The organism is Vibrio renipiscarius, from assembly GCF_000827885.1.
Classification (GTDB): domain Bacteria; phylum Pseudomonadota; class Gammaproteobacteria; order Enterobacterales; family Vibrionaceae; genus Vibrio; species Vibrio renipiscarius.
Map to the genome: position 1 here is coordinate 278919 of NZ_JTKH01000003.1, position 23327 is coordinate 302245.

At 44.9% G+C, this 23327-nt stretch carries 28 protein-coding genes; 15 read left to right on the top strand and 13 right to left on the bottom strand.

Features of this window, described 5'->3' with window-relative positions; translation table 11 throughout:
* Positions 1–10 precede the first annotated feature (10 nt).
* From OJ16_RS01510 to OJ16_RS01530, 5 genes are all read left to right on the top strand, one after another.
* A complete protein-coding gene (locus tag OJ16_RS01510; RefSeq protein WP_040986670.1) occupies positions 11–637 on the top strand; it encodes a DMSO/selenate family reductase complex B subunit in 627 nt (208 codons plus the stop codon).
* Positions 634–1476, top strand: coding sequence for a dimethyl sulfoxide reductase anchor subunit family protein (locus OJ16_RS01515; protein WP_040986672.1), 843 nt, complete (start codon positions 634–636; stop codon positions 1474–1476). Before OJ16_RS01510 ends, OJ16_RS01515 begins: the two co-directional genes overlap by 4 nt.
* A 91-nt stretch (positions 1477–1567) precedes the next feature.
* Positions 1568–2221, top strand: a complete 654-nt coding sequence (locus OJ16_RS01520; protein ID WP_040986674.1) for a TorD/DmsD family molecular chaperone — start codon at positions 1568–1570, stop codon at positions 2219–2221.
* A gap of 69 nt (positions 2222–2290) precedes the next feature.
* Complete coding sequence (locus OJ16_RS01525; RefSeq protein ID WP_040986676.1) at positions 2291–2860, top strand: 4Fe-4S binding protein; 570 nt, start codon at positions 2291–2293, stop codon at positions 2858–2860.
* Positions 2861–3201: 341 nt separating this feature from the next.
* Positions 3202–4143 carry a Dyp-type peroxidase gene (locus OJ16_RS01530; RefSeq protein WP_040987117.1) on the top strand — a complete coding sequence of 314 codons (942 nt, stop codon included), beginning with the start codon at positions 3202–3204 and terminating at the stop codon, positions 4141–4143.
* A 100-nt stretch (positions 4144–4243) separates the two neighbouring features.
* On the opposite strand, the gene OJ16_RS01535 is transcribed toward OJ16_RS01530, so the two are convergent.
* Entirely contained in the window at positions 4244–4465 is a 222-nt protein-coding gene (locus OJ16_RS01535; RefSeq protein WP_040986678.1) for a hypothetical protein, read from the bottom strand.
* Between the two features lie 304 nt (positions 4466–4769).
* Between OJ16_RS01535 and OJ16_RS01540 the strand changes: the two genes are divergently transcribed.
* The 3 genes from OJ16_RS01540 (at position 4770) to OJ16_RS01550 (ending at position 6320) form a co-directional block, all read left to right on the top strand.
* Positions 4770–5114: a YajD family HNH nuclease gene (locus OJ16_RS01540; RefSeq protein WP_040986680.1), complete on the top strand. Its 345-nt coding sequence runs from the start codon at positions 4770–4772 to the stop codon at positions 5112–5114.
* 149 nt (positions 5115–5263) lie between these two features.
* Positions 5264–5941 carry a winged helix-turn-helix domain-containing protein gene (locus tag OJ16_RS01545; protein ID WP_040986682.1) on the top strand — a complete coding sequence of 226 codons (678 nt, stop codon included), beginning with the start codon at positions 5264–5266 and terminating at the stop codon, positions 5939–5941.
* Positions 5919–6320, top strand: coding sequence for a hypothetical protein (locus OJ16_RS01550; protein ID WP_040986684.1), 402 nt, complete (start codon positions 5919–5921; stop codon positions 6318–6320). Before OJ16_RS01545 ends, OJ16_RS01550 begins: the two co-directional genes overlap by 23 nt.
* A 228-nt stretch (positions 6321–6548) precedes the next feature.
* Here the strand turns inward: OJ16_RS01550 and OJ16_RS01555 are convergent, their stop codons facing one another.
* Positions 6549–7571, bottom strand: a complete 1023-nt coding sequence (locus tag OJ16_RS01555) for a leucine-rich repeat domain-containing protein (protein WP_236688466.1) — start codon at positions 7569–7571, stop codon at positions 6549–6551.
* Positions 7572–7991: 420 nt separating this feature from the next.
* On the opposite strand from OJ16_RS01555, the gene OJ16_RS01560 reads away from it, so the two are divergent.
* Complete coding sequence (locus tag OJ16_RS01560; RefSeq protein ID WP_040986686.1) at positions 7992–8252, top strand: hypothetical protein; 261 nt, start codon at positions 7992–7994, stop codon at positions 8250–8252.
* A 70-nt stretch (positions 8253–8322) separates the two neighbouring features.
* Here OJ16_RS01560 and OJ16_RS01565 read toward each other — a convergent pair whose 3' ends face one another.
* The 6 genes from OJ16_RS01565 to OJ16_RS01590 form a co-directional block, all read right to left on the bottom strand.
* Positions 8323–8637 carry a hypothetical protein gene (locus OJ16_RS01565; protein ID WP_040986688.1) on the bottom strand — a complete coding sequence of 105 codons (315 nt, stop codon included), beginning with the start codon at positions 8635–8637 and terminating at the stop codon, positions 8323–8325.
* Positions 8634–8972, bottom strand: a complete 339-nt coding sequence (locus tag OJ16_RS01570; RefSeq protein WP_040986690.1) for a YidH family protein — start codon at positions 8970–8972, stop codon at positions 8634–8636. The genes OJ16_RS01565 and OJ16_RS01570 overlap by 4 nt, the downstream gene beginning before the upstream one ends.
* A gap of 3 nt (positions 8973–8975) precedes the next feature.
* The gene (locus tag OJ16_RS01575) at positions 8976–9827 is read right to left on the bottom strand and encodes a MurR/RpiR family transcriptional regulator (RefSeq protein ID WP_040986692.1); all 852 of its coding nucleotides are present in this window, start codon (positions 9825–9827) and stop codon (positions 8976–8978) included.
* A gap of 102 nt (positions 9828–9929) precedes the next feature.
* Positions 9930–11285 carry a PTS transporter subunit EIIC gene (locus tag OJ16_RS01580; RefSeq protein WP_040986694.1) on the bottom strand — a complete coding sequence of 452 codons (1356 nt, stop codon included), beginning with the start codon at positions 11283–11285 and terminating at the stop codon, positions 9930–9932.
* Positions 11286–11289: 4 nt separating this feature from the next.
* Positions 11290–12189 (bottom strand): N-acetylmuramic acid 6-phosphate etherase, encoded by a 900-nt coding sequence (murQ, locus tag OJ16_RS01585; protein WP_040986696.1) that lies wholly within the window; start codon positions 12187–12189, stop codon positions 11290–11292.
* Positions 12190–12478: 289 nt separating this feature from the next.
* Entirely contained in the window at positions 12479–13174 is a 696-nt protein-coding gene (locus OJ16_RS01590) for a pseudouridine synthase (RefSeq protein WP_040986698.1), read from the bottom strand.
* Positions 13175–13358: 184 nt separating this feature from the next.
* Here OJ16_RS01590 and OJ16_RS01595 point away from each other — a divergent pair, with 184 nt between their 5' ends.
* Positions 13359–14300: a hypothetical protein gene (locus OJ16_RS01595; protein WP_040986700.1), complete on the top strand. Its 942-nt coding sequence runs from the start codon at positions 13359–13361 to the stop codon at positions 14298–14300.
* Positions 14301–14481: 181 nt separating this feature from the next.
* Here the strand turns inward: OJ16_RS01595 and OJ16_RS01600 are convergent, their stop codons facing one another.
* Positions 14482–15264: a ribonuclease H family protein gene (locus OJ16_RS01600; protein WP_040986702.1), complete on the bottom strand. Its 783-nt coding sequence runs from the start codon at positions 15262–15264 to the stop codon at positions 14482–14484.
* A 488-nt stretch (positions 15265–15752) separates the two neighbouring features.
* Between OJ16_RS01600 and OJ16_RS01605 the strand changes: the two genes are divergently transcribed.
* Entirely contained in the window at positions 15753–16010 is a 258-nt protein-coding gene (locus tag OJ16_RS01605; RefSeq protein ID WP_040986704.1) for a YdcH family protein, read from the top strand.
* A 758-nt stretch (positions 16011–16768) separates the two neighbouring features.
* Here OJ16_RS01605 and OJ16_RS01610 read toward each other — a convergent pair.
* From OJ16_RS01610 to OJ16_RS01625, 4 genes are all read right to left on the bottom strand, one after another.
* Complete coding sequence (locus OJ16_RS01610) at positions 16769–18049, bottom strand: DEAD/DEAH box helicase (RefSeq protein WP_040986707.1); 1281 nt, start codon at positions 18047–18049, stop codon at positions 16769–16771.
* Positions 18050–18367: 318 nt separating this feature from the next.
* Entirely contained in the window at positions 18368–18679 is a 312-nt protein-coding gene (locus OJ16_RS01615; RefSeq protein WP_152613808.1) for a hypothetical protein, read from the bottom strand.
* A complete protein-coding gene (locus OJ16_RS01620) occupies positions 18672–19697 on the bottom strand; it encodes a methyl-accepting chemotaxis protein (RefSeq protein WP_040986709.1) in 1026 nt (341 codons plus the stop codon). The genes OJ16_RS01615 and OJ16_RS01620 overlap by 8 nt, the downstream gene beginning before the upstream one ends.
* A gap of 545 nt (positions 19698–20242) precedes the next feature.
* Entirely contained in the window at positions 20243–20626 is a 384-nt protein-coding gene (locus OJ16_RS01625; RefSeq protein WP_040986710.1) for a DUF2541 family protein, read from the bottom strand.
* A 275-nt stretch (positions 20627–20901) separates the two neighbouring features.
* On the opposite strand from OJ16_RS01625, the gene OJ16_RS01630 reads away from it, so the two are divergent.
* The 4 genes from OJ16_RS01630 (at position 20902) to OJ16_RS01645 (ending at position 23322) form a co-directional block, all read left to right on the top strand.
* Positions 20902–21252, top strand: coding sequence for a rhodanese-like domain-containing protein (locus OJ16_RS01630; protein ID WP_408063494.1), 351 nt, complete (start codon positions 20902–20904; stop codon positions 21250–21252).
* A 451-nt stretch (positions 21253–21703) separates the two neighbouring features.
* Positions 21704–22279 (top strand): HdeD family acid-resistance protein, encoded by a 576-nt coding sequence (locus tag OJ16_RS01635; protein ID WP_040986712.1) that lies wholly within the window; start codon positions 21704–21706, stop codon positions 22277–22279.
* A 138-nt stretch (positions 22280–22417) separates the two neighbouring features.
* Positions 22418–22909, top strand: coding sequence for a DUF3429 domain-containing protein (locus OJ16_RS01640; protein WP_082030199.1), 492 nt, complete (start codon positions 22418–22420; stop codon positions 22907–22909).
* Positions 22910–22920: 11 nt separating this feature from the next.
* Positions 22921–23322, top strand: a complete 402-nt coding sequence (locus OJ16_RS01645) for a thiol-disulfide oxidoreductase DCC family protein (RefSeq protein ID WP_040986715.1) — start codon at positions 22921–22923, stop codon at positions 23320–23322.
* Positions 23323–23327: the final 5 nt, after the last annotated feature.

Genomic DNA, 23327 nt, shown 5'->3' on the forward strand with positions numbered 1-23327 from the left:
AAAATAACAAATGACTCAATACGGTTTCCACGTTGATACCAGCAAGTGTACTGGTTGCAAAACGTGTCAGGTTTCTTGTAAAGATAAAGGCGATCTGCCTGTTGGCGTAAACTGGCGTCGTGTATACGAATACGCAGGCGGTGACTGGCTACAGCATGAAGACGGCACTTACTCAAACGATGTATTTGCTTACTACATGTCGATCAGTTGTAACCACTGTAGCAATCCAGCGTGTACCAAAGCCTGCCCAACGGGTGCAATGCACAAGCGTGAAGAAGACGGCCTTGTGGTCGTGAACGAAGACGTGTGTGTGGGTTGTCGTTACTGTGAAATGGCGTGTCCTTACGGCGCACCGCAGTACAACCCAGAGAAAAAGCACATGACCAAGTGTGACGGTTGTTACGAGCGCATTGGCACAGGCCAAGATCCAGTTTGTGTGGAATCTTGCCCACTGCGTGCGATTGACTTCGGTCCGATCGAAGAGCTACGTGCGAAATTTGGTGACCGTGCAGATATCGCACCACTACCCGATCCACGCCTAACCAGCCCGAACCTTATCATCAGCACTTGTTCAAACAGCAAGTTAACTGGCGATAAGACCGGTAGCATTCAAAACCCAACGGAGGTGGGAGAATGAGCCAGTTATCACTCGTCTTCTTTACAGTACTTGCACAAAGCGCTGTCGGCATGTTCATTGCGCTTGGTTTGATTGAAATGCTATTCAAGCCAAACGAAAAAGCCATGACGCGCAGCTTCATGGCCGTATTTGTCCTACTGGGTGTGGGTGCGATTGCCTCGGTTACGCACCTTGGCCAACCTTTCCGTATGTTCAACGTCATGTTTGGCTTGGCACACGGCAGCGCACTGAGCCTTGAGATTGTCGGCCTGAGCTTGTTTGGTGGTGCGGGTGCTGCATACACGGGCATGCGTCTGTTTAACATCATGCCTGCGATGCGCAAGCTTGTGCTACCAGCGGCGATGATATTAGGCGTGGTCTTCATCTTAGCGATTGCCAACGTTTACACGCTAACAACCGTACCCACTTGGAACACATCGTTCACGGCATTCCAGTTCCTAATGACCGCGGGTGTGGTTGGCCCTATCGCTGCAGCGTTGATGCTTCGTGCTCAAAAAGCAGAGATGGGTGAAATGGAAAACGTTGACAATGCATTGGCTGCGGGCGCTGCACTGTTTAGCATCATCACGCTAATGGGCTACGCCGCTTACCTAGTTTGGCTAGGTCAACTGGATATTCAACACAATCCATTTGAAGTGGTTGGCTACTCATTCGAGCTTGCTATGTTGCGCGTAGGTGCATTGCTGATCGGTCTGCTTCTGATCCTTGTCAGCGCGCTTAAGCGTTGTGAGAAAGCCATGTTTGCCGCGCTGATTGCCTTCATTCTTGTGCTGGCATCAGAATTTATGGGCCGTGCCTTTTTCTACGATGTTTACATCAGCGCAAGCGCAGGCATGTAATCACCCATTGTAATAATATGATGCACTCACATCATTGGAAGGCTGAGTAATCAGCCTTCCCTTTTTTGGATAACCTGTTTCTAGGTAAATTATGACAGAACAACAATTTCACACGATCGCGGGTTTATCCTTGGTAAGCCGTTTCTTCTATCAGGCTTTCCACCAAGCGCCAAGCGCTGAGTTTATTCAATCTATCTATCAAGATGATTTAATTCAACAATGGCCACTAGAAGCGAACAACGACACATTAGAACAAGGTTTAACGCTTCTAAAACAACAACCGGACATGGCCGCAATTAACCATGATTTTGCTGATTTATTCATCGGTCCTAACGCATTAAAAGCAGCACCATGGGCATCCGTTTACCTAACAGAAGAGCAAACGCTGTTTGGCGCACCCACCGCGGCGATTAAACAATTTTATTTGCAATTTGGTGTTGAGATTGACACCGGAGAGCATGAACCAGACGATCATATTGGCCTTATCTTCAGCTTTATTGCTCATTTGTGTGAAATGGCATTACAGCAAGATATCGCTGACGACCAATCATCCCCTCTTTTATGTGCACTAGAGAAGTTTCTGTCCGAGCATGTTCTAACATGGGCACCGCGTATGCTGCATATTATGCGCGACGAAGCCTCGACTGATTTCTATAAAGGGATAAGCTTGGCTGCAGAAGGAACGTTACGTCAGTTCGCACAACTAACCAAAGCGGATTACCGCATTGTGCGCTTATACCGATAAGCGCGCACAATCGTGAGATCACAGAGCATGCTCGATCACCGATACGATTACTGAAAAAAAGCGAAGGTCATGGCGGAAAAAAGCGAAAAGTATTACCAAGCCGTAATGGAACACAAACAGATAAGCCGCCGTGGGCTCTTCCGTGGGCTCTTATCTGGCGCACAGAAAACGCACCAACAGGCGGTGATTGAGTCTTTTACTCGCCTGGTCGCAAGGCCACCTAGCGCGGTCGATGAATCTTCGCTGAGTAAGTTATGTGATGGGTGTGGGCTATGTGAACAAGCCTGTCCGCAGCATGTGATCAGCATGATTGCGGGCAAACCTGAATTGCATTTAGACTGTAATTTTTGTACTCACTGCGGTGAATGCCAGCGTGCTTGTCCGACATTAGCGCTGTCCAACAATTGCGCTTCAACTGGCGTTATCCCGGAATTTAGTAGCGCTTGCCGCCGCCTACTTTATGGCTACTGCGATATGTGCGCAGAAGAATGCCCACAACAGGCGATCAGCCTTGAAGAAAAGCGCCCTAGCGCACTCAGTGATAAATGCAATGGTTGTGGCCAGTGTCGTACGGCCTGCCCAATGGGAGCAATCAGCTACACGCTTCACCCTATCATTCCCATCACCGCGATAGAATAAACTCAAGTCATAGCCAAGATCCCGCGAATACCTCATTGACGTCACAATGAGGTTAACGCCACGCTCAAACTCCCCTGCCTGATTTTTACCGCCTTCCACCAAGACACCTTTATTATCAAGCCCTTTACGGCATGCCTTGCATTGTAGGAATGAACTTATTAGAGGACCGATTCGTACATCAGGTTAGCTCGGCTTTTGGTATAGCGCTTGCTTATCGCTTGTATAGTGCAATATTAGCATGCAGGAATACGCAACTCCTCAAATAGGTATATAGTTCTTCTAGGCGTTCAATTGTGATTGAACGAAGTTTAGGTAATGGATGATTATAAGGGCTTTTTATGATGACGAATAACATTGCAGAATGCGCACAAGTGGGCGTGCTATCCGATCCTTCTACATTTGCTGAGTACCTAACGTTTGTACTCAACAGCGATACTGACACTGAATCGGTTCAAGATGCACTTTCTCAAATTGCAGGTATTGAAAAATCCATTGCTCAAAAAGATCCCAGCGCCAATTTAACCATTACGGTTGGTGTATCAAAAGTAGCATGGCCTTTGGTGTTACCTGATATCGTCTTGCCCAAACACCTTACGACCTTTACCGAAATGGAAGACGGACAGCGTCACTTCCCAAGTACCGCTGGGGATATCTTTGTGATGATCAAATCAGAACGTATCGACCTGAATTACCAAGCGGCCAAATACCTCTTCGCGGCCTTTAAAAACGCTGCCGATTTGGTCGAAGATATTCAAGGGTTCAAATATTTGGATAATCGAGATTTAATTGATTTTGTCGACGGGACAGAGAATCCAAAACACCAAGCCCGCGTGAATGCTGTTTTGGTGCAAGATGAAGCCGAAATCCATCTGGGGGGTAGCTACCTTACCGTACAGCGCTACGTAGACCGAGAAATGTCTTGGCATGAACAGCCACAACACTACCAAGAGCAAGTCATTGGCCGAACCAAGTTTGACAACATTGAACTGGATGACGACGTAAAACCCGCTTGGGCACATAACAACAAGAGTAAAGTGATCATCGACGATCAAGAAATCAAAATGTTGCGTCAGAATCGTCCTTTTGGTAACGCTCTCGAGCATGGCACCATGTTTATTGGTTTTGCCGCAGACTCGAATGTGATTGAAACCTCGCTGAGACAAATGATGTACGCCGATGAAAACGGCGATTATGACCGCTTATTGGATTTTGTGGATGCGAAATCAGGCGCCAATTACTTTGTCTTGTCGCAAGCCGCGATGGATTTATTTGACGACGAATAATCGTTGGCTGCATTCACTTGACTATGAGTACCATGAGAGTCGCAAAGTGGCATACCACCACCCTCGCTCTCATGGTGATAACTCAAACAAACAATCACACTTACTGCGCGCTACCGCGGTATTCGATGCGCTCTTCAATATAATCCTCTTCGCTGTACCACATCACGACACCCTCATAGTGATGCTCACGCAAAGCAGCATCAATTTGCGCAGCAATACGCACGGTCATGGTAAACCAACCATCCTCGTGTTCCAGCTCTTCAAGCCATTGCGCGGCGATCACCTGTGCTTCTTTGTCTAACTGCAAGCTCATCAAATTCATCGATTATTGTCCATTTAGAAACGTCTCATTATTACCTAACGTCATCACCACTTACTTCATCTGAAGCCATGGAGACTCCGAGGTTTATTTGGCACGAATCGTAACACAAGTTACCTCCGGTAGAGAGAGAATCGCCATGACGGATTAAGCGTGAGCAACATTTAAAACAACGCCTAGTCACACGTCTGAGCCCATCACATTTTTTCTATCAAAAAAGACTTTTCATTGTCTGGAAGGGATGCCAAAAACGCGGTTTGTGGTAAAGTCTTTTTAATTCCATTAAAAAAATAATCTAGGTTAAATTATGTCGTCTGATTACAACGGTTCTAGCGCCGCTTATGCTCGTCAAGAGCATGGCTACCGCGAAAAAGCACTGAAACTTTACCCTTGGGTATGTGGCAAATGTGCCCGTGAATTTGTTTACTCAAACTTACGTGAACTTACCGTTCACCACGTTGATCACAACCACACCAATAACCCAGAAGATGGCAGTAACTGGGAGCTTCTTTGCCTATATTGCCATGACCATGAACACTCAAAATATCTTGATCACGACCGTTATGGTGTCGCGGCAACCGCTCGTCTTGATGACCACGTTAGCGCAACACATAATCCGTTTGCAGATCTTGCTAAGATGATGAAAAAATAGCAAGAAACCGCTCGCTTACCGCTTTAAATGCAGACCACATTAATTAATGTGGTCTTCCCTACCGATTACCGACTTACACGCAAAAGTTACGGTTGAAAAATGTGCGCCACATCACTATAATCCCGCCTCATTTTGTAGGTTTGATATGCATGCACACACCCGAAAAAATCATTATTGGCCAATATCGTTGGGATAAACTCAGCAAATATCTCTACCCGAATACGGACGGCGGAGATGACAGCGCTAATAACGGCAAGAGTTTAACGAACAAACAGCAAGCGCTTCTTCAGTGCTTATATGACGCTGCGCCAAACACGCTAACTCGTGAAGAACTAACGCTAAGCATTTGGCAATCTGAGCATATCTCACAAGAAAGTTTACCTCAGTTAATCAACCGTACCCGTCGTACGTTAGAAGATAATGACAAGTCCATTATTATCAATACGCCAGGCATTGGTTACTCTCTTAACTGTATAACCGAACACCCTCAGGCAGACTTGACTCAGGCTGACAGCATACAAGTCATCGAGAATACTGATGATGCTCAGCCGATCAATGTCGTCCGTAGCACCGCTCAAAAACCTCGGTTATTCTTGGAAAAGAAAAAAATTAGATTTGCGATTGTAGCGCTAATAATAGGGCTCAGCGTATTTAATGCATGGAACTTGTGCAGTGCGTATTTAGACAAGCAAGCCTTCATAAAAACACGGTTTGCAACGCCATGCACAAATATTGAGAAAACTAACGACAGTAATAAACTCAAAGTCACTATTGATAATATCGAATGTATTTATGAAAAAAATAATGAAATCATTTACTGTTTATAAGTTCTACATATTTTTGGCGTGGGCATTCATCGCCAACGGGATCATGCTATCTGCAACTTACATGCAAAATTCAATATGGGTTGGAACAGTAAAAACCAATGACAAATTGGCCGTCATGCACACCGTTCAATTTAAAGATTCACTCGATATCGAATGGACTAATTACACTAATAATTTTAACGCTGAAGACTATGATACCAAATTTTTCAATTACCGCTTCGAGCTACAAGCTCCAAATGGAAACATGCTTTTCAACGAAGAAATGACGCCTCAAAGCAGTCTTCATCGTTACTTTGCTCTCGATGAGCATTGCACGCTAATTTTCCTAAATCCGTTTAAGAAAACCGTTCATAATATGTCGATCGGTTGCCTTTATTAATCCGTTTCTCGCGGTCAATTGGCGTTGATCTAAAAGCAATAAAAACGACCTATTGTAATAGAGCAATCGATAACACTCACCAGTCTCGAATGTTACTCAACAATGTTACTCAACAATGTTAATCAACAATATTACTCAGCAATGACACGGGTAACAGCGTCTTAAGTTCTCTTTCGTCGTCAATCTTGATTAAGCTCGACCTTAATTAAGCTTGATTAGCAAGAGTCACTACTGAATCGCTCTGGTTACCTTCTCCTGCTGTTCAAGCAAAGTGCGCTGATCAAATGCTAACCTTTCTAAGCCGTTAAATGCACTCGGCAATACCACTTTCGTGAGTTGATTACAGGAAAATGCTCCGGTTTCAATACGAGCGACTGAATTAGGTATCGTCACATGCGTCAGTTGATTATTCGAAAATGCCGATTTGGCAATAACCTCAAGATCTTCCGGTAATTCCACACTCGTCAATTTATTATTGGCGAAAGCCTTTGGACCAATACGAACCACCCCATCAGGAATAACCATCGCTTTTAATTGGTTGCCGAAAAAGGCTTCCTCTCTAATTCTGGTCACGGAGTTTGGAATCGCAACATACGTTAATTTATTGGCAGCGAAGACTCGACTTGGTAACGTTAGGAGTGATTGAGATAAGGTCAAACTGGTTATTTTGTTATCGAGAAAAGCACCCAGTCCAATATTCCGTACCGTGTCAGGCACGACTAAACTGGTCAGATTATTATAAGCAAATGCTTTTTGCTCAATACTTTCTACTGACGGCGGAATCACAACGTGAATCAATTTGTTTTCGACAAACGCCAGAGGACCGATAATCGTCACTGAATTTGGGATGGTTACACTGGTTAACTGATTATAAGCAAAGGTTTTCTTTTCGATAATCGAGAGTGATGATGGGATAGTGACGTGCGTAAGTAAGTTTTTCGAAAACGCATTCTCTTCAATTCGCGAAATAGATTCTGGTATTGCGATTGCCGTTAGTCGATTCTGACGAAACGCCTGCGGACCGATATGGACAACCGAACTTGGGATATTAACGTGAGTTAATTCATGGTTGTAAAATGCTTCAGCGCCAATACTCGTGACAGCAACACCCATCAACTCATCAGGTATAGTAATATTTTTAAATTCTGCGTGATAATGCGTTATCGTGCCGGTATGCCGCTCAAAAGTGACATCTTCTTCCGTGAGTTCGTATGAGCTCTTACAGCCAAATAGAGTGAGCGATATAGCCAAAATAGCTATCCATGCTCCAACACTGTTTTTTAATTTCATAGGTGAAAAGCGAGCAGATCGATTCACAATCAATGTTAATCGACGCACCACACTGCGTTATCCAATCATTCAAGACGAAAGAATGTACCTGAGAATGAACGCCATCGCACACCAAATTAACATCCATGATACCAATACTTGACTTGCATCATCATATGCAAAATGATTCGCACTAAATTCACGCCTTCCGCCCCTACACTTAGATTGAGGCCCCCAAAGATAGTCAATAATTCGGCTAAAATGGCTCGGCGCACGATAGCATAAGCCCTCACAGCAACTCTTATGCTAAAATAGTCCCATCAGTAATGAATGAGATCTCATTTGTTTACCTGACGGTAGTGAATTTGTCCTACCCTGATTATTTTATAAGGTTATAAAAACATGAGCAAATTAAGTTCAGCTGAGCGCAAAGCGCGTGACAACGAGCGTTTTTCACAACGAGTGAACGAGCGCCGCGAAAAAGGTGAAGATATCGTTGCGTATGCGCTGACGAATAAAAAAGCAGTGAAGTTTTTGACTAAATCAGAAAAGAAAACACTGAACGAACGTAAAGCCGCTCTGCAAGAAGAAATCAAACTCAAAGAGCAGGAAGAGCTAAAAAGAATTGAAGAATCGTTTATGGTTGGTCCAAACGAAGACTAATTTTTTACCCTGCCCAGTTTGCCTTCCATTCGCATTCTGGGTAGGGGTTATCGTAAAACAAGCGCAAAATCTAAAGACGTATCAGTAAAAACGTTATCGCTAAGATCACGACACAACCCGCCAGCCATGCCTTACGCAATAATTCCTTTCGCCCGACAACCTCTACAACTTGAGCAATCAACACTCGCCGCTTAATGCATTGACTCAGGCAGAACCACCAGCCCAAAAAGATGGCTAACACCCCGGTCATCGAGAGCCCGCCCAGCTTCACAATGAGCAAACACACCGACGTAAACACGAGACTGCTTCTCGTCCAGGCCAATTGGCTTCGTTCACGCTGTAGACCGATGTCTCGCACAATCCCTGCGCTTATGCGTTCGCTCATATAAGGGCGATCCCACCCAGCACGCCACTCACTACAACCACCACACTGGTGAGTAATAATAAGCTTTTACTGTAGTGAAAATTGCCCGCAAGTCGCATCGCTTTCTCATTTTGATACCACCGTAAAAATGCCCAAATAGCGCAGAACAATGCGATGATTGCGAGCAAGGGCGATAGCCAGTCAACATAACTCGGCACGGTGGCTAATGTATGGCCCGCAAGTATATCGAGCCCAATGGCGGTGGCCAAAAAGGCTAACGCCGTACGAATCCACGCGAGGAACGTACGCTCGTTAGCCAGTGAAAAACGGAAGTCTGGATCTTCGCCCATTTTCATCGTTTATTTATCCTGCTGAATATTACGAATTGTTGTCAGTGCAGTGTTCATACTGCCTTGGTCAATCAAAGTATTGAGTTTGAAATACAGCACATCAAACGCAATCATTTGCAATAGCTGTGATGTGACCATTCCCAATTGTTCGTGGGTTTCACTGTAGCTATAAGGAATAACATGATCCGAAAGTTGGGCAACTTTTCCACGACCATAACGTGTTAATGCGATGACTTTTGCACCGCCCTCTCGCGCCTTTTCAATCGCCGTAATCACTTCTTGGCTATTACCACGAGCTGAGATGACGAGTAAAACATCGTGCTCAGTCAGCAAAGACGCTTGCACGATTTGAGTATGGTAATCCGGATTAAAATGCACATTTAAACCCGTACGAATCAATTTATGGTTAATGTCTGCCGCAACCAAAGCAGAAGTACCGATTCCGGTCAGGACAATTTTGCCACTGCCCATCAATAATTCCGCACACTGATCAATCATGTCTGGCTCAATCAAACAGAGCGATTGTTCAATTTTTTCCGTAAATAAGCGCTTTGATTTTTCGACAATATCTTGCGTCGAATCTGACAACGATATCTCTTGGTACACTTGAGGCGATTGCTGCAATGCAATTTGTTGTGCCGCACCGGCTAGCTGAAGCTTGAGATCCGGAAAACCGGAACAGCCGATACTTTTAGCAAAACGAATGATCGAAGAGTCACTGATGCCTAATGTCGCCCCCATCTTAGTGGCGCTTTGGCGAGCTAAATCAAAATTCTGCTCAATAATGAATTGCGCGATTTTTTGCTCATTCACATTCATTGAATGGGCGAGTGCCTTAACCTTATTGATCAGGATGTTCATTCATTCCCTTATTCACAAAGTCTAACTTTTTATCAAAGCGTAACGTTATGAAATTATATAATTAATTGGGACGCCGCTTCAACGAAACCGCGCCCCAGAGTGCTATTCTTTAGGTTCCGTAAAACCCAGTATCAGTGATGCGATAAAACCGACCACACACGCGCTGAGTACCGCGAGCAAAAAGTGAATAATTTGCCCTTCGCCAACCAATGGGATCAGCGACAACCCGGCGGTGCCAAACGGAATGATAATCCCAACTTTAAAGGCAGCCATCACCGCGCCACCCGCAAAACCACCGATACAACCCGCTATAAATGTTTTGCCCAGTGGAAGAGAGACGCCGAACAGTAACGGTTCACCAACACCAAGCACCCCAACTGGCAGAGCACCCGCGATCGTTTTCTTCAAACGTTGGTTCTTGGTTTTAATGTAAACGTAAGCCGCTGCACCAACCTGCCCCATTCCACCCATGGCGAGAATTGGGAATAGATAGTTCAAGCCAAACGTTTCTAGAATTTGGGCATGAATTGGGATCAAACCTTGGTGTAAACCGGTCAACAATAAGAAGAGGAAACCACCACCCAGCACACCACCAACCGCAACAGAACCGGCAGAGTCATTCAATAGCGCAGCAGACACTAAGTTGCCTAGCCACATATTGACCGAGTGCGCTATCGGTTGAAGGATGATGAGCGCAACGGCTGATGAAACTAAGATCGTAACCGTTGGGGTAAAGATGAGATCCAGGCTTTCTTTGCAATGGCTTCTAAACCACAGTTCAAACTTAGATGAAAAGACACACACAAGAAGAACAGCGAACATACCGCCGCCACCAGGTACTAAGGCGTTGCCAAACAGCTCAATATTAGACAAACCTGGGCTAGCGAGAATCGCCGCCATGACCGCACCAATTGCCGGTGATGCTTGCAACTCTTTCGCGGTATTCATACCGATCATCACCGATAGCACCGCAAACACCGCTCTACCGACAATGTTGAACAGGTCGAAAATATCCGCATGCAGCGCAACAAATTCGGGAGCGACCAGCTTGAATATGTTGACTAAACCAAGCACCAAACCACAGCCAATCAATGCTGGGATAGTCGGCACAAAAATAGCCGCTAAGGTATTCAGCGCCTTACGAATCGTCATCGGTTGCGTCTCAACGCTGTCGCTCGTTGGTGATACGCCACTCTTGTTCATTCGCTTGTTGAGCACGCTCACCACTTTCGCCGCCGTTCCCATACCCGCGATGATCTGAAATTGTTCGCCAGCATCAACAATGCCTTTAATGCCTTCCACACGGCGCAATTCTTCACCATTAAATAGCGAACGATCTTTTAGCACAATGCGCACACGAGTCATGCAGTTGGTTAACGTTGCCACGTTTTCAAAACCGCCGATGTATTTTTCAATCCCATCCGCGATCACTTCCAAGTGTTCTATCTTATCCGCCATACGACTATCCTTGCTGTAACTGCTGCTTTAGAGAACGAAAAGGTTGCGCGGCAAGCGCTAGGGCTTCTTGCGCAGGAATGTCTAGTGAATGATACAAAACCGCTGCTCGAACGTTGTAACCAACGGCAATGAGTAACTCTTGAGCAATTTGTTCATTCACGTCACAGATTTGAGCGACCATATGCTTGGCGCGAATGCGCAGTTTTTCATTACTGGCTTTCACATCCACCATGAGGTTGCCATGCACTTTACCCAGCTCAATCATCACCGCGGTGCTGATCATCCCAAGCAACATTTTCTGTGCCGAACCGCTCTTCATTCTTGTCGAACCAGCCAACACTTCCGGCCCCACATCTGGCGCAATAGACAAATCCGCGTAATCACAAATCAAACCGGGACCACGAGTCGTTAACGCCACCGTTTTAGCCCCAATTGAGCGCGCATACTTCAAGCCCGCGATGACAAAAGGTGTTCTGCCACTCGCAGCAATCCCAAGTACCACATCGAGCTCATTCACCTCTCGAGCACGCAGTTCTTCTGGCGCAGACTCTGTGCAGTCTTCTATATTTTCAACGGCTTGGAGCATAGCTTGCGCGCCACCCGCGATCACTGACTGCACTAAATTTGGATCGGTTCCAAATGTAGGGGGGCATTCTGCTGAATCCAATACACCAAGCCGGCCACTCGTGCCCGCTCCAACATAAAACAGTCGACCGCCCTTTTTCATTTGTTTGGCAATCAAAGTCACGACAGTACTAATTTGCAGTAAGGTTTTGCGTATTTCAGTCGCGACTTGCATATCGTGATGATTGAGTAATGAAAGCACTTCAATCAGTGGTAATTCAGAGAGCATTTGAGTCTCTAAATTTTGCTCTTTGCTGATGGTGATAGACAGATCGTCCATACCGTTCTCCGTTGAGTTTCGACACGAGCAATATATACAAATATCGAAACTCGACAATTTATGTCGCCGCTATTTGTGATAGTTATCACGAGTAAAAAACAACACGTTGGGATCTGTAGCTAAAAAACACATCAAATCATTAAATTACAATACGTTAATAACGCTTGATGCTTTTCTATTTTATTAAGCGGAGAAAACAACGTCGAGAGTCGACATTGCATGATCTAAATGTGGGCGGTTATTTCTAAACCAATGCCTCAAGGGAGACAATACTCGACATAAATGACGATTATTGAGCATCACCAAATGACGCGACTTCATCATCGGTGAGATAACGCCATTGTCCTTGGGGAACATCCAACTGGATCGCACCAATCTTCTCTCGATGGAGAGACACCACGCGATTGCCCACCGCCGAAAACATGCGTTTGACCTGATGAAATTTGCCTTCGGTGATTGTCAGTAAAACCTCTTGCGGGTTAATCACTTCTAGCCTAGCAGGTCTTGTCAGCGTGTCCTCACCTTGCAATTGCACGCCTCGCTTAAAAAGCGCCGCCACGTTTTCCGCTATAGGACGAGATAGCCCGACTCGATAACATTTCTCGCACTGCTTACTTGGCACCGTAATATTGTAAGACCAGCGGCCATCATCTGTCATCAACACCAGCCCGGTGGTGTCGGCATCTAAACGTCCAACAATATGCAATTCTGAGACGTTTTCCACTGCCACATAATTAAACACCGACGGGTAACGTTCATCGATGTTCGAGCAAATAGTGTCCGCTGGCTTATGCATAAGAAGGTAACGAAACGGGCGCGCCTTTAATCGCGAACCATTCAGCGTCACTAGATTATTTTCATGCACTTGCATCGCTTCATTTTGCGCAATTTCGCCATTAACGCACACTTCACCGTCGTGTATCGCGGCAAGCGCTTGGGGTTTTGAGAGTGACGTACTTTTACAAATGAATTTATCAAGGCGCATGGGTAGCTCGTAGGGTGTTGCAGCAAGGAGGCGTCATTATCCCTACTCGCCCGCAATTAGCAATGAGCAATTAGCAAGGAGCAATTGGCATTTCACCGCTTGCTGACGATGAGCATCACATCACTAGATACTTTCAAGGATTAACCAAGTAAACTGATCGGATCCAAACTCGTTTAAACCTATCATGCTAAATCACACGCCAATCGATATTCCGTTTAATTTTCGCCATACCTGTTGGTTTTGTGGTGAGCCGTCATCAAAAAGCCTGCACTTTCCCCGCCAGGCAAGTAAAACGTCACAGCACACAGCACTCACCCTGCCAGCGTGTCGTGAATGTGACGCAATCAAGTACCCAAGCAAGGTCAACTCAATTTGGGTATTGCGTGCTTATTTAAAACAAGCCTTAATCACGAAATACACCAAGCATCTCGCCATCGGGGAAAACTGGACAGAACAAGAGTTATTAGAGAGTGGCTTCTCAGGCGCGCTTCTGGGTGGCTTTGGCGACAGCGCATGGCAGATGTATGAAATAGCCAAACAACGCATCGCATTTGAGGGATGGCCCCTGAGCATTGACGATCTGCCTTTCTATACGATCGATGATACCAGCGGTTTTGAGTATAACGAGACACGCTTTTCATCGCTGAGCACCTGCATCGATTTCTTCGTCGCAGCAACCGGCGTTGATCACGATCTACTGACCCAGTTAATCGATATTGTCACACCCAACCGCTTTGATTATGCGTTGAAAATCGCCAAACTGAACAAGCGAGTCTCTCCGACTCGACGCAATCAAATCATCGAAGAAATAACCGCGCAAGAAGATGAAAAACGTGAGGCTGAATTTGAACGCTTAGCGCAGAGTACGATTAATGATGCGATTATCGATGTTGAGGTTTCTGGCACGATCGCGCCCGCATTTGCGATTCAGTGGGCAATGGAAAGAGGCGCAAAGTCGCTCTTTGAACTCTGCCCTCTGGAAGATGAGTATTTTGATGATTTTGAACACTTAGGTGGCGCGGCGGCTTTCGCTTCATACAACGGCCTGCAACTCTATTTGAAAGCACGAGAAGACCAGGCATGGATAGACGCCAATGATCCGAACAAGGATCTATGGCGCGAGTAACTGACCGCAACCGCCTCAATTCACGCATTTGATAAAAATGGGCAAGATGATCGCTCTATCTTGCCCGATTCGCCCATGACTGGCCTGCGCCATGTGACTTAAGCGTTATTCGTCGCGATGTGATCAATCACGATAAGCCTTGCGCGCAATTAGTCTTGGGCTCAATTAGGCTTGGGCGCGATTAGCCGCGACGGGATGCCAAAATCTCTTCAATATTCGACGATTCACGGTACAAACTTAGCGACGTTTCTTGAGATTCAATCGCAATGATCGACATGCGATCCGCGAGTTCGTTGCCCTCGATGCCAACGTGACCATTGACATGATGAATCGTGATTTTAGATTTTATCTGCTGATACAATGCATACATCTGCTGGATCAGTTCTAAGTTTTTAATTTCACCGCCCGCTCTTACCCAGCCTTTCTTTTCCCAACCAGACGCCCACTGGGTAATACACTGAATCGAATACATCGAGTCGCAATAAATAGCGACACTTAGCCCCTGAGCACTCTTCTCTTGCGCGATCAGAAACGCTTGATGCAAGCCATTAAGCTCAGCCGTGTTATTGGTGCCCATTGCTTGATATAAACCATACCAAAGCTCAGAGAGTTGATTATTATGATACAGCGCTAAACCCGTGCCAGCTTCGCCTGGATTCGGCTCACATGCACCATCAGTAAAGATCTTAATATCAAATGCCATCTCAATAATTTGCTGCTGACTTAAAGCGGCCGCTTTCGGTTTTTTCGTCCATTTCGATGCTGCCGATTTCGCGCCTTTTGCTGGCGAACTGCTTGCGCTTATATTACTTTTGCCGCCAAAAGCGGCCTCGGCTTCTGCCAAGGTTGGATAAGACTTAAACCGAGCTCCGGCAAACTTATCGACCTGTGCTTGGCATTGTGCCCATGTGGTAAAGATACCCGGTTCACGTCCTTTCCAGACGACATAATATTTTGTTGCCACTGTTTTTATCTCTTTTTCATCAACCGACAAAACACACACAAAGCATGCTATGCAATCGCGATTCAAACACGCCAAAATCTAACGGTTGGAAGCGACTTCGTCGGTATCATTCATCATGAGTGGAATATTATCATCATCAGCGTGGAAATGATGGACTAACGAGAAGAAAAGCCTGAACAATGCTGACAATCTCAATGCAAACAACCGCTGAGAAAGCAAAATGACTGAGCTTAATCATCGCTAGCCTTGATCATAACTAGCCTTGCTCATAGCCAGCCTTAAGCATCGCGAGCCTTAAGCATCGAAATCCTTAATCGTCGAAAGCCTGAATCATCGAAAGCACAGAGACACGGTCATAAGCGGCCGCTCACAACTCAATTCAATGCTCACAAACAAAGCAAATAGGTCTGCGATTTTGTGCCAGCAACCTCATTTATTCCAGTTGATCCCATCTATACTCATTACAAGACTACGGATGAGGACATTCAATGCTAAATGAAAATCACGCTTTTATCTTAGACTTCCCAGAACTCAAATTAGACATTGTTCAGCTCAATCACGACGACCCCACCTTCAAAGAAACAATGCAAAAATACCACGTACTCGACTATGACATTCGTCAATTGGAGCTCGCCGATAGCCCAGTTGGAGATGAACATATGCACCAGTTGAAAGTTCAACGCGCACAACTCAAAGACATCTTGTACCAACAGCTGGTTGCTCATCATGAGCAAGCGAATCACTGATCATCACGTCATAAGCATAAATTCGCGCCTCAATAACCGGATATATCGAGGCGCTCAAGCAACTTCCTCTCTTATATTAACCGCGTCGCATTATCAGAATGCCATCGGCTAATGATTGATGCGTCATTCTTTGTTACAAATTAAAAATCAAACCAAAAAATAACACTATATTATTGTTTTAAAAGAATAAAAATCGACACACCTCTTTGTAGTACGCCCAAAAACACGTCCATACGAAACTTGAAATGTAAGATTTCATTACAAACATTACGTCTCGCTCGCCCTATAATCCGCGCGCTACATATTACGCTTAATGCATATGGTTGATGAATTTCTGAATGAAGCAGCATCCCTCTCTCAATAGAGAATACGTAAAACTTGGCGGTGCCATGCATGCCACTTTCCGCCGCTTGTCAGTGGAAAATAAGATAAAAACATTAAATGAATTACATGTAAGGATAAGAAAAGGAAGATTCAAACCGTTCTAGCCAAAGAGCCTTGCTCATTCATCACGATTTTTGCCCATAAAATTAGCGGCCAATGTAACTAATTTTCATTCGGCATTTCAGCCAGTCACGTACCTCATAGCATGACTGGCTTTTTTCAATGTCTCGATCACTCTCTTCTCGCATCACAATACCGCCAACGTTCATCTCTACGATTCGCCGACTCTCGTTTGCAATGCGCGGTTTTAGCAGGGAGCTAAAACGAAAAAAGGCGATGCATAAGCATCGCCTTCAATATCTGTGTTCGTCAGATTACTTGTTTTTTGCGCGAATCATACGCATCAAACGGCTGCGACGCTCAGCATCACCTTGGTTTGAATCACTTGGGTTATTAGTACGAGTACGGCGGTTTTTAAATGCCGGTTTCGTGTGCATTTTTTCAATCAATGCATCACGGTTTTTAGGCTCGTAACCTTCTAACTCTTTACGGTAGATACGTTGACCAATCAAGGTTTCAACTTGTTGTAGCGTTAGCTCTTCTTCGCGGTTTACAAAAGAAATCGCGTTGCCTTTTTGTCCTGCACGACCAGTACGACCGATACGGTGTACATAATCTTCCGCTAGGAATGGCATATCAAAGTTCACTACGTGAGGTAGGTTTTGAATATCAAGACCACGAGCCGCAACATCCGTTGCAATCATCACGCGTGCTTTACCTTCTTTAAACTCATCTAATGCACGACGACGAGCGCTTTGCGCTTTATCACCATGGCAAAGTACTGCTTTGATGCCATCAAGTTTCAGTTCTTTAACCAGTTCATTCGCGGTTTCTTTGTAGTTCACAAAAACCAACACTTGTTTCCAGTTTTTGCGACCAATCAACTCAGACAACAGCTCACGCTTGCGCTCTTGCTCAACTGGGTAAACAACGTGCGCGATGGTTTCTGCCGTTGTGTTTTCACGAGCCACTGAAATGCGTTTTGGAGAACGCAGGATCTCACCAGCAAGTTTGTTCATTTGCGCAGAGAACGTCGCAGAGAACAGCATGGTTTGCGGCTTCGTCGCAACGCCTTGCATAATTTTTTCAATTGCAGAGATAAAGCCCATATCCAACATACGGTCCGCTTCATCAAACACAAGGAATTCTAAATTCACAAGTGATACGTTATTTAGCTCAAGGTGCTCAATTAGGCGACCTGGCGTAGCAACCAAAATATCAACACCCTGCTCAAGTGCTTTCTGTTGAGAAGCCATTTTCTCGCCACCATAAATCGCCACGCTTTTCAGCTCAGTGTATTTGGTATAATCGCGAACGTTTTGAGCAATCTGTGCCACCAACTCACGCGTTGGTGCCAAGATAACGGCACGGGCTTGATGGCGGTTACGTGATTTTGGTTTATCTAGAATGTTTTGAATAATAGGCAATGCAAACGCGGCCGTTTTGCCGGTACCCGTTTGAGCATTAGCAAGAATGTCGTGGCCACGACGGGCCATAGGAATCGCTTGCTGCTGAACTGGAGTTAACTTCTCGTAACCACATTCAGCGAGCGCTTTTACGATTTCTGTAGAAAAATTTTGTGATGCAAATGACATATCTTGTTCCTAAAACTAACGGCTAATACCAAACATAAGCATAACCAAAAATACGGTGGCAGATTATAGAGCAGAACCTGCACATTGGGGACCTATTTTAAACAATCACTGAAATTAATCATCGTTTGCCCTGAGATTAAGGCCGAATATTGCCTAATTTAGCGCCAAAGGCCGCAAATTGGGGCTGACGAATAACGCTGAATTGTCGACACCGGCCACTCTGGCGACAAAACAGAGTAAAAATAAAGCGAAAACTAGCCTCGGATCAGCGTCAATCTGACGATTGCTCTCTTGATTGACGCGATAAACGAGATCCCGTTATATCAGGTTAACTAACAACTCGTTTTCTTTTTTTAGTGCGTAGCAACCGCGATATACCCGCCTTATCTCTTTGATTTGCTCAGACGCTGATTTCGCATAGAGTTGATTCAGATAAATAGACGATTCTGGGTACCCTAATTCCTGTACCGCTCGCTTAAACATACTTTCAATTTTGGTAAAATCTTGCTGTTTAAATTGTTCGGTAAAATCTTTACACGTAATCGCCGCCTCAAGTGACGGAACCACAAAGCACAGCATTAGCATCGTACCGGACTGAGCCCAAATACGAGTAAGTTTTCGATTAAACATCTTGGGCTCTTTGTTGCGAAAATTGCTTCATATTAATGATGCTCGCGTTGATGTAAGCGTGTTTTTCTTGGACCATTTTGGCATTGTTAACACTCTTTTCCAATTGGCTGTAAACCTCTTCAATTTTAGAGGAGAGATCCGATGCAACAACCGTTTGACTGTTTGATGTTTCTTGCACAATCGTATTAATCGAAGCCAATGTGTTGGTGCTTGCGTTAATACTCTTAAATGCCTCACTCAATTGTTTTGAGAGCAGAAATGACTTCTTAATTACCGACTGATTTTGGTTGATGTGATCTTGAGCTTTCGTGCTAAACGCATTCAGTTTTTCGACCGCATCTTTGATGACTAATGTGCTGTTTTGAGTTTGCATTGAGAGCTTACGCACTTCGCTGGCCACAACCGAAAATCCCTTGCCATGCTCCCCCGCTCGCGCGGCTTCAATCGACGCATTCAGAGCCAGTAACGCCGTTTGGCTTGAGACTTGATTAATGGTATCAACGACCAAGTTGATGTTAGTCGAGCATTCAAATAGCTTGGAAAAAATCTCAGCGGAGTCTTCAATAGATTTAAACACCTGCATAGCAATTTGATTGTCGTATTCCATCAAACGGCGACCATTGTGCAAATGTTGCAGCACCATTTCAGTGGCATTATTCGCCATCGTCGCTTCATTTGTCACACTTTCAGAAGTCGCTGACAACTCCACCGTGGACGCTGAAATCAGTTCCAGGTTCAAAAAGCACTCTTCTGTCTCTTTCACGTTCTGATTTAAACTGTCGTAAGAGGATTGATACGAAGCATGCAAATCATTCAAAAAGTTAGCAATATCCACATTGGTTTCCTTCAGCTTAAGCTGAGACTTCACCAATAACGAAAACAAGATTCCAATGCCCAACGAGAGCAGCAATGCTAAGTTTTGGATCACATCAACATCAAACGTTGATACCGCGTAATGGGTAGATGACACGATGCCCACTACCAACAGAGTTAAAACCATTAATACTTTTAGGTTCACTTTTTCCGCCTAATCGTTAAACGCCACTATCTACTGCAATCCATTACGTTTTATGCCAATCCATTGGTGATGGTTTTTATAAAACCACCCAAACTGCATATTTTTCACTCAACCCTTTGATTCGTTTTTCATGCGCTTTGTAGGAAAAATCCTAATACTCTTGCGTACTTTGCATCACATTAATTGTTCACAACGCGAACCATCGGCATGGCTTTTTGTATAACAAAGCCCACCAGACAGGATGTAATGTCTTAACAAATAAAGATATCCCAAGAAAAACCGAGGAGAAGTGCAGAACTTAGCCCGCCAAGACTACGTTTTTTTATACGATAGCGAGATTTACCAATACATGCGGCTACAGAATGGTAATCGTGACGATTAGCGTTAGTTGTTATCCACAATTTGCGCTTCCGAAGAAGGCAACGCGTCCTCTTGATGGTTTATTAAATCGCCAGTGTTCACGATTGATTGTGATCTGCGTTCAAAAAAATTAACGCATAAATCGTAGATATAAAAAAACCACTTATTCAGTGGTTTTTAAGCGTTTATTTTTTTTCTTTTCCGTAAACTCGTACGCCCGCTTTAGAGCCTTCTGAGTTGCCGTATACATCAATACTTTTTACGCAGCGGCGATAGCCAAAGTAGCGCCAATCACTTTTATCATCTTCTTTGAAATCACGGTAGAAGCTGAACGTTTTGCTTTCACCGTTCTGGAATTTCACCACGGCTTTGCGAAGCGTCAAATCTTTTTCCGCGCGGATCTGAATGGCATTGGTGCGACGGCAAATAACCATTGGAATCTTTGCTGCAGCACTGCCGTGCTCCAGTAAAATGGTACGGCCTAGGGTAAATTTATCATCCGCGTGTGCTTGCGAAGTTAACAATGCGGCCGCAACAAGCGAGCCAATTAGCATCAATTTAGTTTTCATGGATTGTCTGTCAATAAACAAAGTGCGCGCATTTTAGGGTTAAATTCTATTTTGCGTTAATAATATTTTATCCCAATCGGCAAATATGACGTAGCTCTGACCCAATGCTTACAAAAACCAAATGGCCTTGCCTCCCCCGAGCGCTCAATTACACCAAAACAGTAGAGAACAGCGTTGGTTTATTTGGCGAAGGTGTTCGTATAAAATCACTCTGGTTTGTCTCGTTTGGCAAGCGCTACTCGAGAGAATTGCCTCCCCGCTTATTTCAAGGAATGATGATGAAATTAATACACGCTTTACTGCTGGCTGTTCTGAGCTTTTCTTCCCTTTCGGCTTTCGCCTCAGAGCGCGCAGAAAAAGGCTGGCAGTGGATCGATCAAGGCGCTGTGATTGTGGATGTTCGAACTCCGCAAGAATTTCGCTCCGGCCATCTTGAAAACGCCGTGAACTACCCACTCTCCGATATTGCTCAATACATCACCCAACTCGACAAAACGCAACCTATCGTTGTCTACTGCCGCAGTGGTGCCCGTTCTGGTCGTGCGTATGACTATTTACAGTCGCAAGGTTTTATTCAGGTACACAACGCTGGCGGCTATGTCGAAATGAACCAAGCCCGCAACTAGCCCCTCGACCATTTGATTAAACCCTCAATTAAATCCTCCGATGACACTGAGTGACACTCACACGGCCATCCGTAATGGCCGTGTCCATATTTTGCGATTAAGCGTAAACCCCAATCATTTTGTGCGCACTCTCCATTCCTCCACTAGACTGGTATAGAAAACAACAATGTACATGATCGTGCTTGCTGTACTTAGAGGCGTTTGATGTCTTTTACTTCACCACCGCTCGTCGATTTACACAGCGCAACGACGCACGGGTCGTGGCTCCAAAATGGCGTCAAAAGTACAAACAAAGCCTTCTCTTTCAGATAGGGAAATGGTTTCAAAGAGGAAAAATAGTTTCAAAGGAAAAAATGAGATCTTAGTTTGTGCAACAAAACGATCATGTAATGGAACAAAAGGCGTAGATTGAACCTACCTGCTGGATTGAATAAATATAAAGGAATTCATGATGAGTGATATGCAACAAAATCAAATGACAGGTCAAACATTACTTTCTAAAGGTTGGAAATGGTTTGCCATTGTGGGCGTGTTGATCGCGATCGCCGGTTTAATTGCCATCAATCTTCCGGTTATGACGGGGGTGACCATTACGACCATCATTGGGGGAATTTTCTTATTCAGTGGCTTAGTTCAGGCTTACCACACCTTTAGCATTCCCGCTTGGAAAGACAAGCTTTGGTATGTACTCAGCGCCGTTTTGTACATCGTGGGTGGTCTATTTATCTTATTTAAACCACTTGCAGGCCTCGTGACAATGACCATGCTGATGGTGGTTGTGATGATGTTTAACGGCGCAACGCGCATGATTTTTGGATTTCGTAGTACCGCATTACCGGGCAGAAATTGGATCATTCTAAGCGGTCTTATCTCTCTAATTATCGGTGGGTACTTCTTTTCTCTACTTGGCGACCCTGCTTTTTCCATGTCGCTACTGGGGATCTTTGTTGGTGTCTCGTTGTTGATAGAAGGCGTTAGTTTTATCTTCCTTGGTCTACAAATGCGCAAAGCCGCGAACAGCCTCTAACTCATGGCTAAATGAAAACTCGTCTGCCTAGCCACGAATAAACTTCGTGGCTACTTTTTCCCCTCGCCATTTGCATGCCTTGTACAAAAACCACACAAAAAACCGACAATCTCACCCACTCGTTGATCGAATCGCTTGATGATACGTATCATTGATATGATAAAAATTCTCGGATTTATGGGGTTAATTCCCTTCATCGCGCTCCCCATCATGGCTTACCTTGCCCAAGACAGCAGCCCGCCTTTTGCCGGGTATCACGCGTTGGTCGCCATTCATTTGATGTACGTATTTCTTATCTACAGTGCCATTATCGCGGTGTTTATGGCTGGGGCCATCTGGGGGCGAACCGTTGAACAACCTTCGCCGAGGTGGGTACCGCTGCTATTTTCCAACGTACTCGCACTTTTTGTTCTATTTCTCGCCTTATTCGTCACGGATTCGGCGCTGCTATTAATCGCTGGCTTGATTTTGGCGCACTGTATGAACTTGTTATTCGAGCCTTTTTGTTCTCCTCAAGAGGATAAGAGACTTCAAGATGACAAAACAAGTTACCTGAAACTGCGTACTATTTTGACGACAGTGGTGATCAGTTCGCACCTTGCTTTCGCATTTATCATTTATTCGTTGTAATGGGGGGGAAAATGGAAGGAAATCGCATTTCACCAAGCAAAACCATCATTTTTTATGACGGGGCTTGCCCACTCTGTGTGAAAGAAATGACCGCCTTACGCTCACTTCTTGGTGACAAGGTCACCTTTGTTAATGCGCTCAACAACCAAAGCATGGCGGATTACCCCGATATCGAAATAACCGAAAGCCTACGAATTTTGCATGTTCTCGATAATACGGGACAGTTGCGGTTAGGCGTGGATGCCAACGTCTACCTTTGGGCGTTAACGGGTAAAAAACCTTGGTTGCGCGTTCTGAGATGGCCAATTATCCGCCCAATAGCCAATGCTGGTTACTGGTTCTTTGCTCGTTATCGATACCAATTGTCAAAATTACTCACAGGACAGTCTCGCTGTAAGCAATGTGAATTGTAAGCGCA

Excerpts from the sequence above, each read along its gene's own strand:
- OJ16_RS01565 (WP_040986688.1), bottom strand. The coding sequence starts at position 8,637 with ATGAGCGAACGCATAAGCGCAGGGATTGTGCGAGACATCGGTCTACAG.
- OJ16_RS01535 (WP_040986678.1), bottom strand. The coding sequence starts at position 4,465 with ATGAATTTGATGAGCTTGCAGTTAGACAAAGAAGCACAGGTGATCGCC.
- OJ16_RS01550 (WP_040986684.1), top strand. The coding sequence starts at position 5,919 with ATGAAATCATTTACTGTTTATAAGTTCTACATATTTTTGGCGTGGGCA.
- OJ16_RS01580 (WP_040986694.1), bottom strand. The coding sequence starts at position 11,285 with ATGGCGGATAAGATAGAACACTTGGAAGTGATCGCGGATGGGATTGAA.
- OJ16_RS01625 (WP_040986710.1), bottom strand. The coding sequence starts at position 20,626 with ATGAAAACTAAATTGATGCTAATTGGCTCGCTTGTTGCGGCCGCATTG.
- OJ16_RS01540 (WP_040986680.1), top strand. The coding sequence starts at position 4,770 with ATGTCGTCTGATTACAACGGTTCTAGCGCCGCTTATGCTCGTCAAGAG.
- OJ16_RS01610 (WP_040986707.1), bottom strand. The coding sequence starts at position 18,049 with ATGTCATTTGCATCACAAAATTTTTCTACAGAAATCGTAAAAGCGCTC.
- OJ16_RS01615 (WP_152613808.1), bottom strand. The coding sequence starts at position 18,679 with ATGTTTAATCGAAAACTTACTCGTATTTGGGCTCAGTCCGGTACGATG.
- OJ16_RS01640 (WP_082030199.1), top strand. The coding sequence starts at position 22,418 with ATGATACGTATCATTGATATGATAAAAATTCTCGGATTTATGGGGTTA.
- OJ16_RS01595 (WP_040986700.1), top strand. The coding sequence starts at position 13,359 with ATGCTAAATCACACGCCAATCGATATTCCGTTTAATTTTCGCCATACC.
- OJ16_RS01630 (WP_408063494.1), top strand. The coding sequence starts at position 20,902 with ATGATGAAATTAATACACGCTTTACTGCTGGCTGTTCTGAGCTTTTCT.
- OJ16_RS01635 (WP_040986712.1), top strand. The coding sequence starts at position 21,704 with ATGAGTGATATGCAACAAAATCAAATGACAGGTCAAACATTACTTTCT.
- OJ16_RS01645 (WP_040986715.1), top strand. The coding sequence starts at position 22,921 with ATGGAAGGAAATCGCATTTCACCAAGCAAAACCATCATTTTTTATGAC.
- OJ16_RS01605 (WP_040986704.1), top strand. The coding sequence starts at position 15,753 with ATGCTAAATGAAAATCACGCTTTTATCTTAGACTTCCCAGAACTCAAA.
- OJ16_RS01575 (WP_040986692.1), bottom strand. The coding sequence starts at position 9,827 with ATGAACATCCTGATCAATAAGGTTAAGGCACTCGCCCATTCAATGAAT.
- OJ16_RS01525 (WP_040986676.1), top strand. The coding sequence starts at position 2,291 with ATGGCGGAAAAAAGCGAAAAGTATTACCAAGCCGTAATGGAACACAAA.
- OJ16_RS01570 (WP_040986690.1), bottom strand. The coding sequence starts at position 8,972 with ATGAAAATGGGCGAAGATCCAGACTTCCGTTTTTCACTGGCTAACGAG.
- OJ16_RS01560 (WP_040986686.1), top strand. The coding sequence starts at position 7,992 with ATGAGCAAATTAAGTTCAGCTGAGCGCAAAGCGCGTGACAACGAGCGT.
- OJ16_RS01515 (WP_040986672.1), top strand. The coding sequence starts at position 634 with ATGAGCCAGTTATCACTCGTCTTCTTTACAGTACTTGCACAAAGCGCT.
- OJ16_RS01520 (WP_040986674.1), top strand. The coding sequence starts at position 1,568 with ATGACAGAACAACAATTTCACACGATCGCGGGTTTATCCTTGGTAAGC.
- murQ (WP_040986696.1), bottom strand. The coding sequence starts at position 12,189 with ATGGACGATCTGTCTATCACCATCAGCAAAGAGCAAAATTTAGAGACT.
- OJ16_RS01510 (WP_040986670.1), top strand. The coding sequence starts at position 11 with ATGACTCAATACGGTTTCCACGTTGATACCAGCAAGTGTACTGGTTGC.
- OJ16_RS01530 (WP_040987117.1), top strand. The coding sequence starts at position 3,202 with ATGACGAATAACATTGCAGAATGCGCACAAGTGGGCGTGCTATCCGAT.
- OJ16_RS01590 (WP_040986698.1), bottom strand. The coding sequence starts at position 13,174 with ATGCGCCTTGATAAATTCATTTGTAAAAGTACGTCACTCTCAAAACCC.
- OJ16_RS01545 (WP_040986682.1), top strand. The coding sequence starts at position 5,264 with ATGCACACACCCGAAAAAATCATTATTGGCCAATATCGTTGGGATAAA.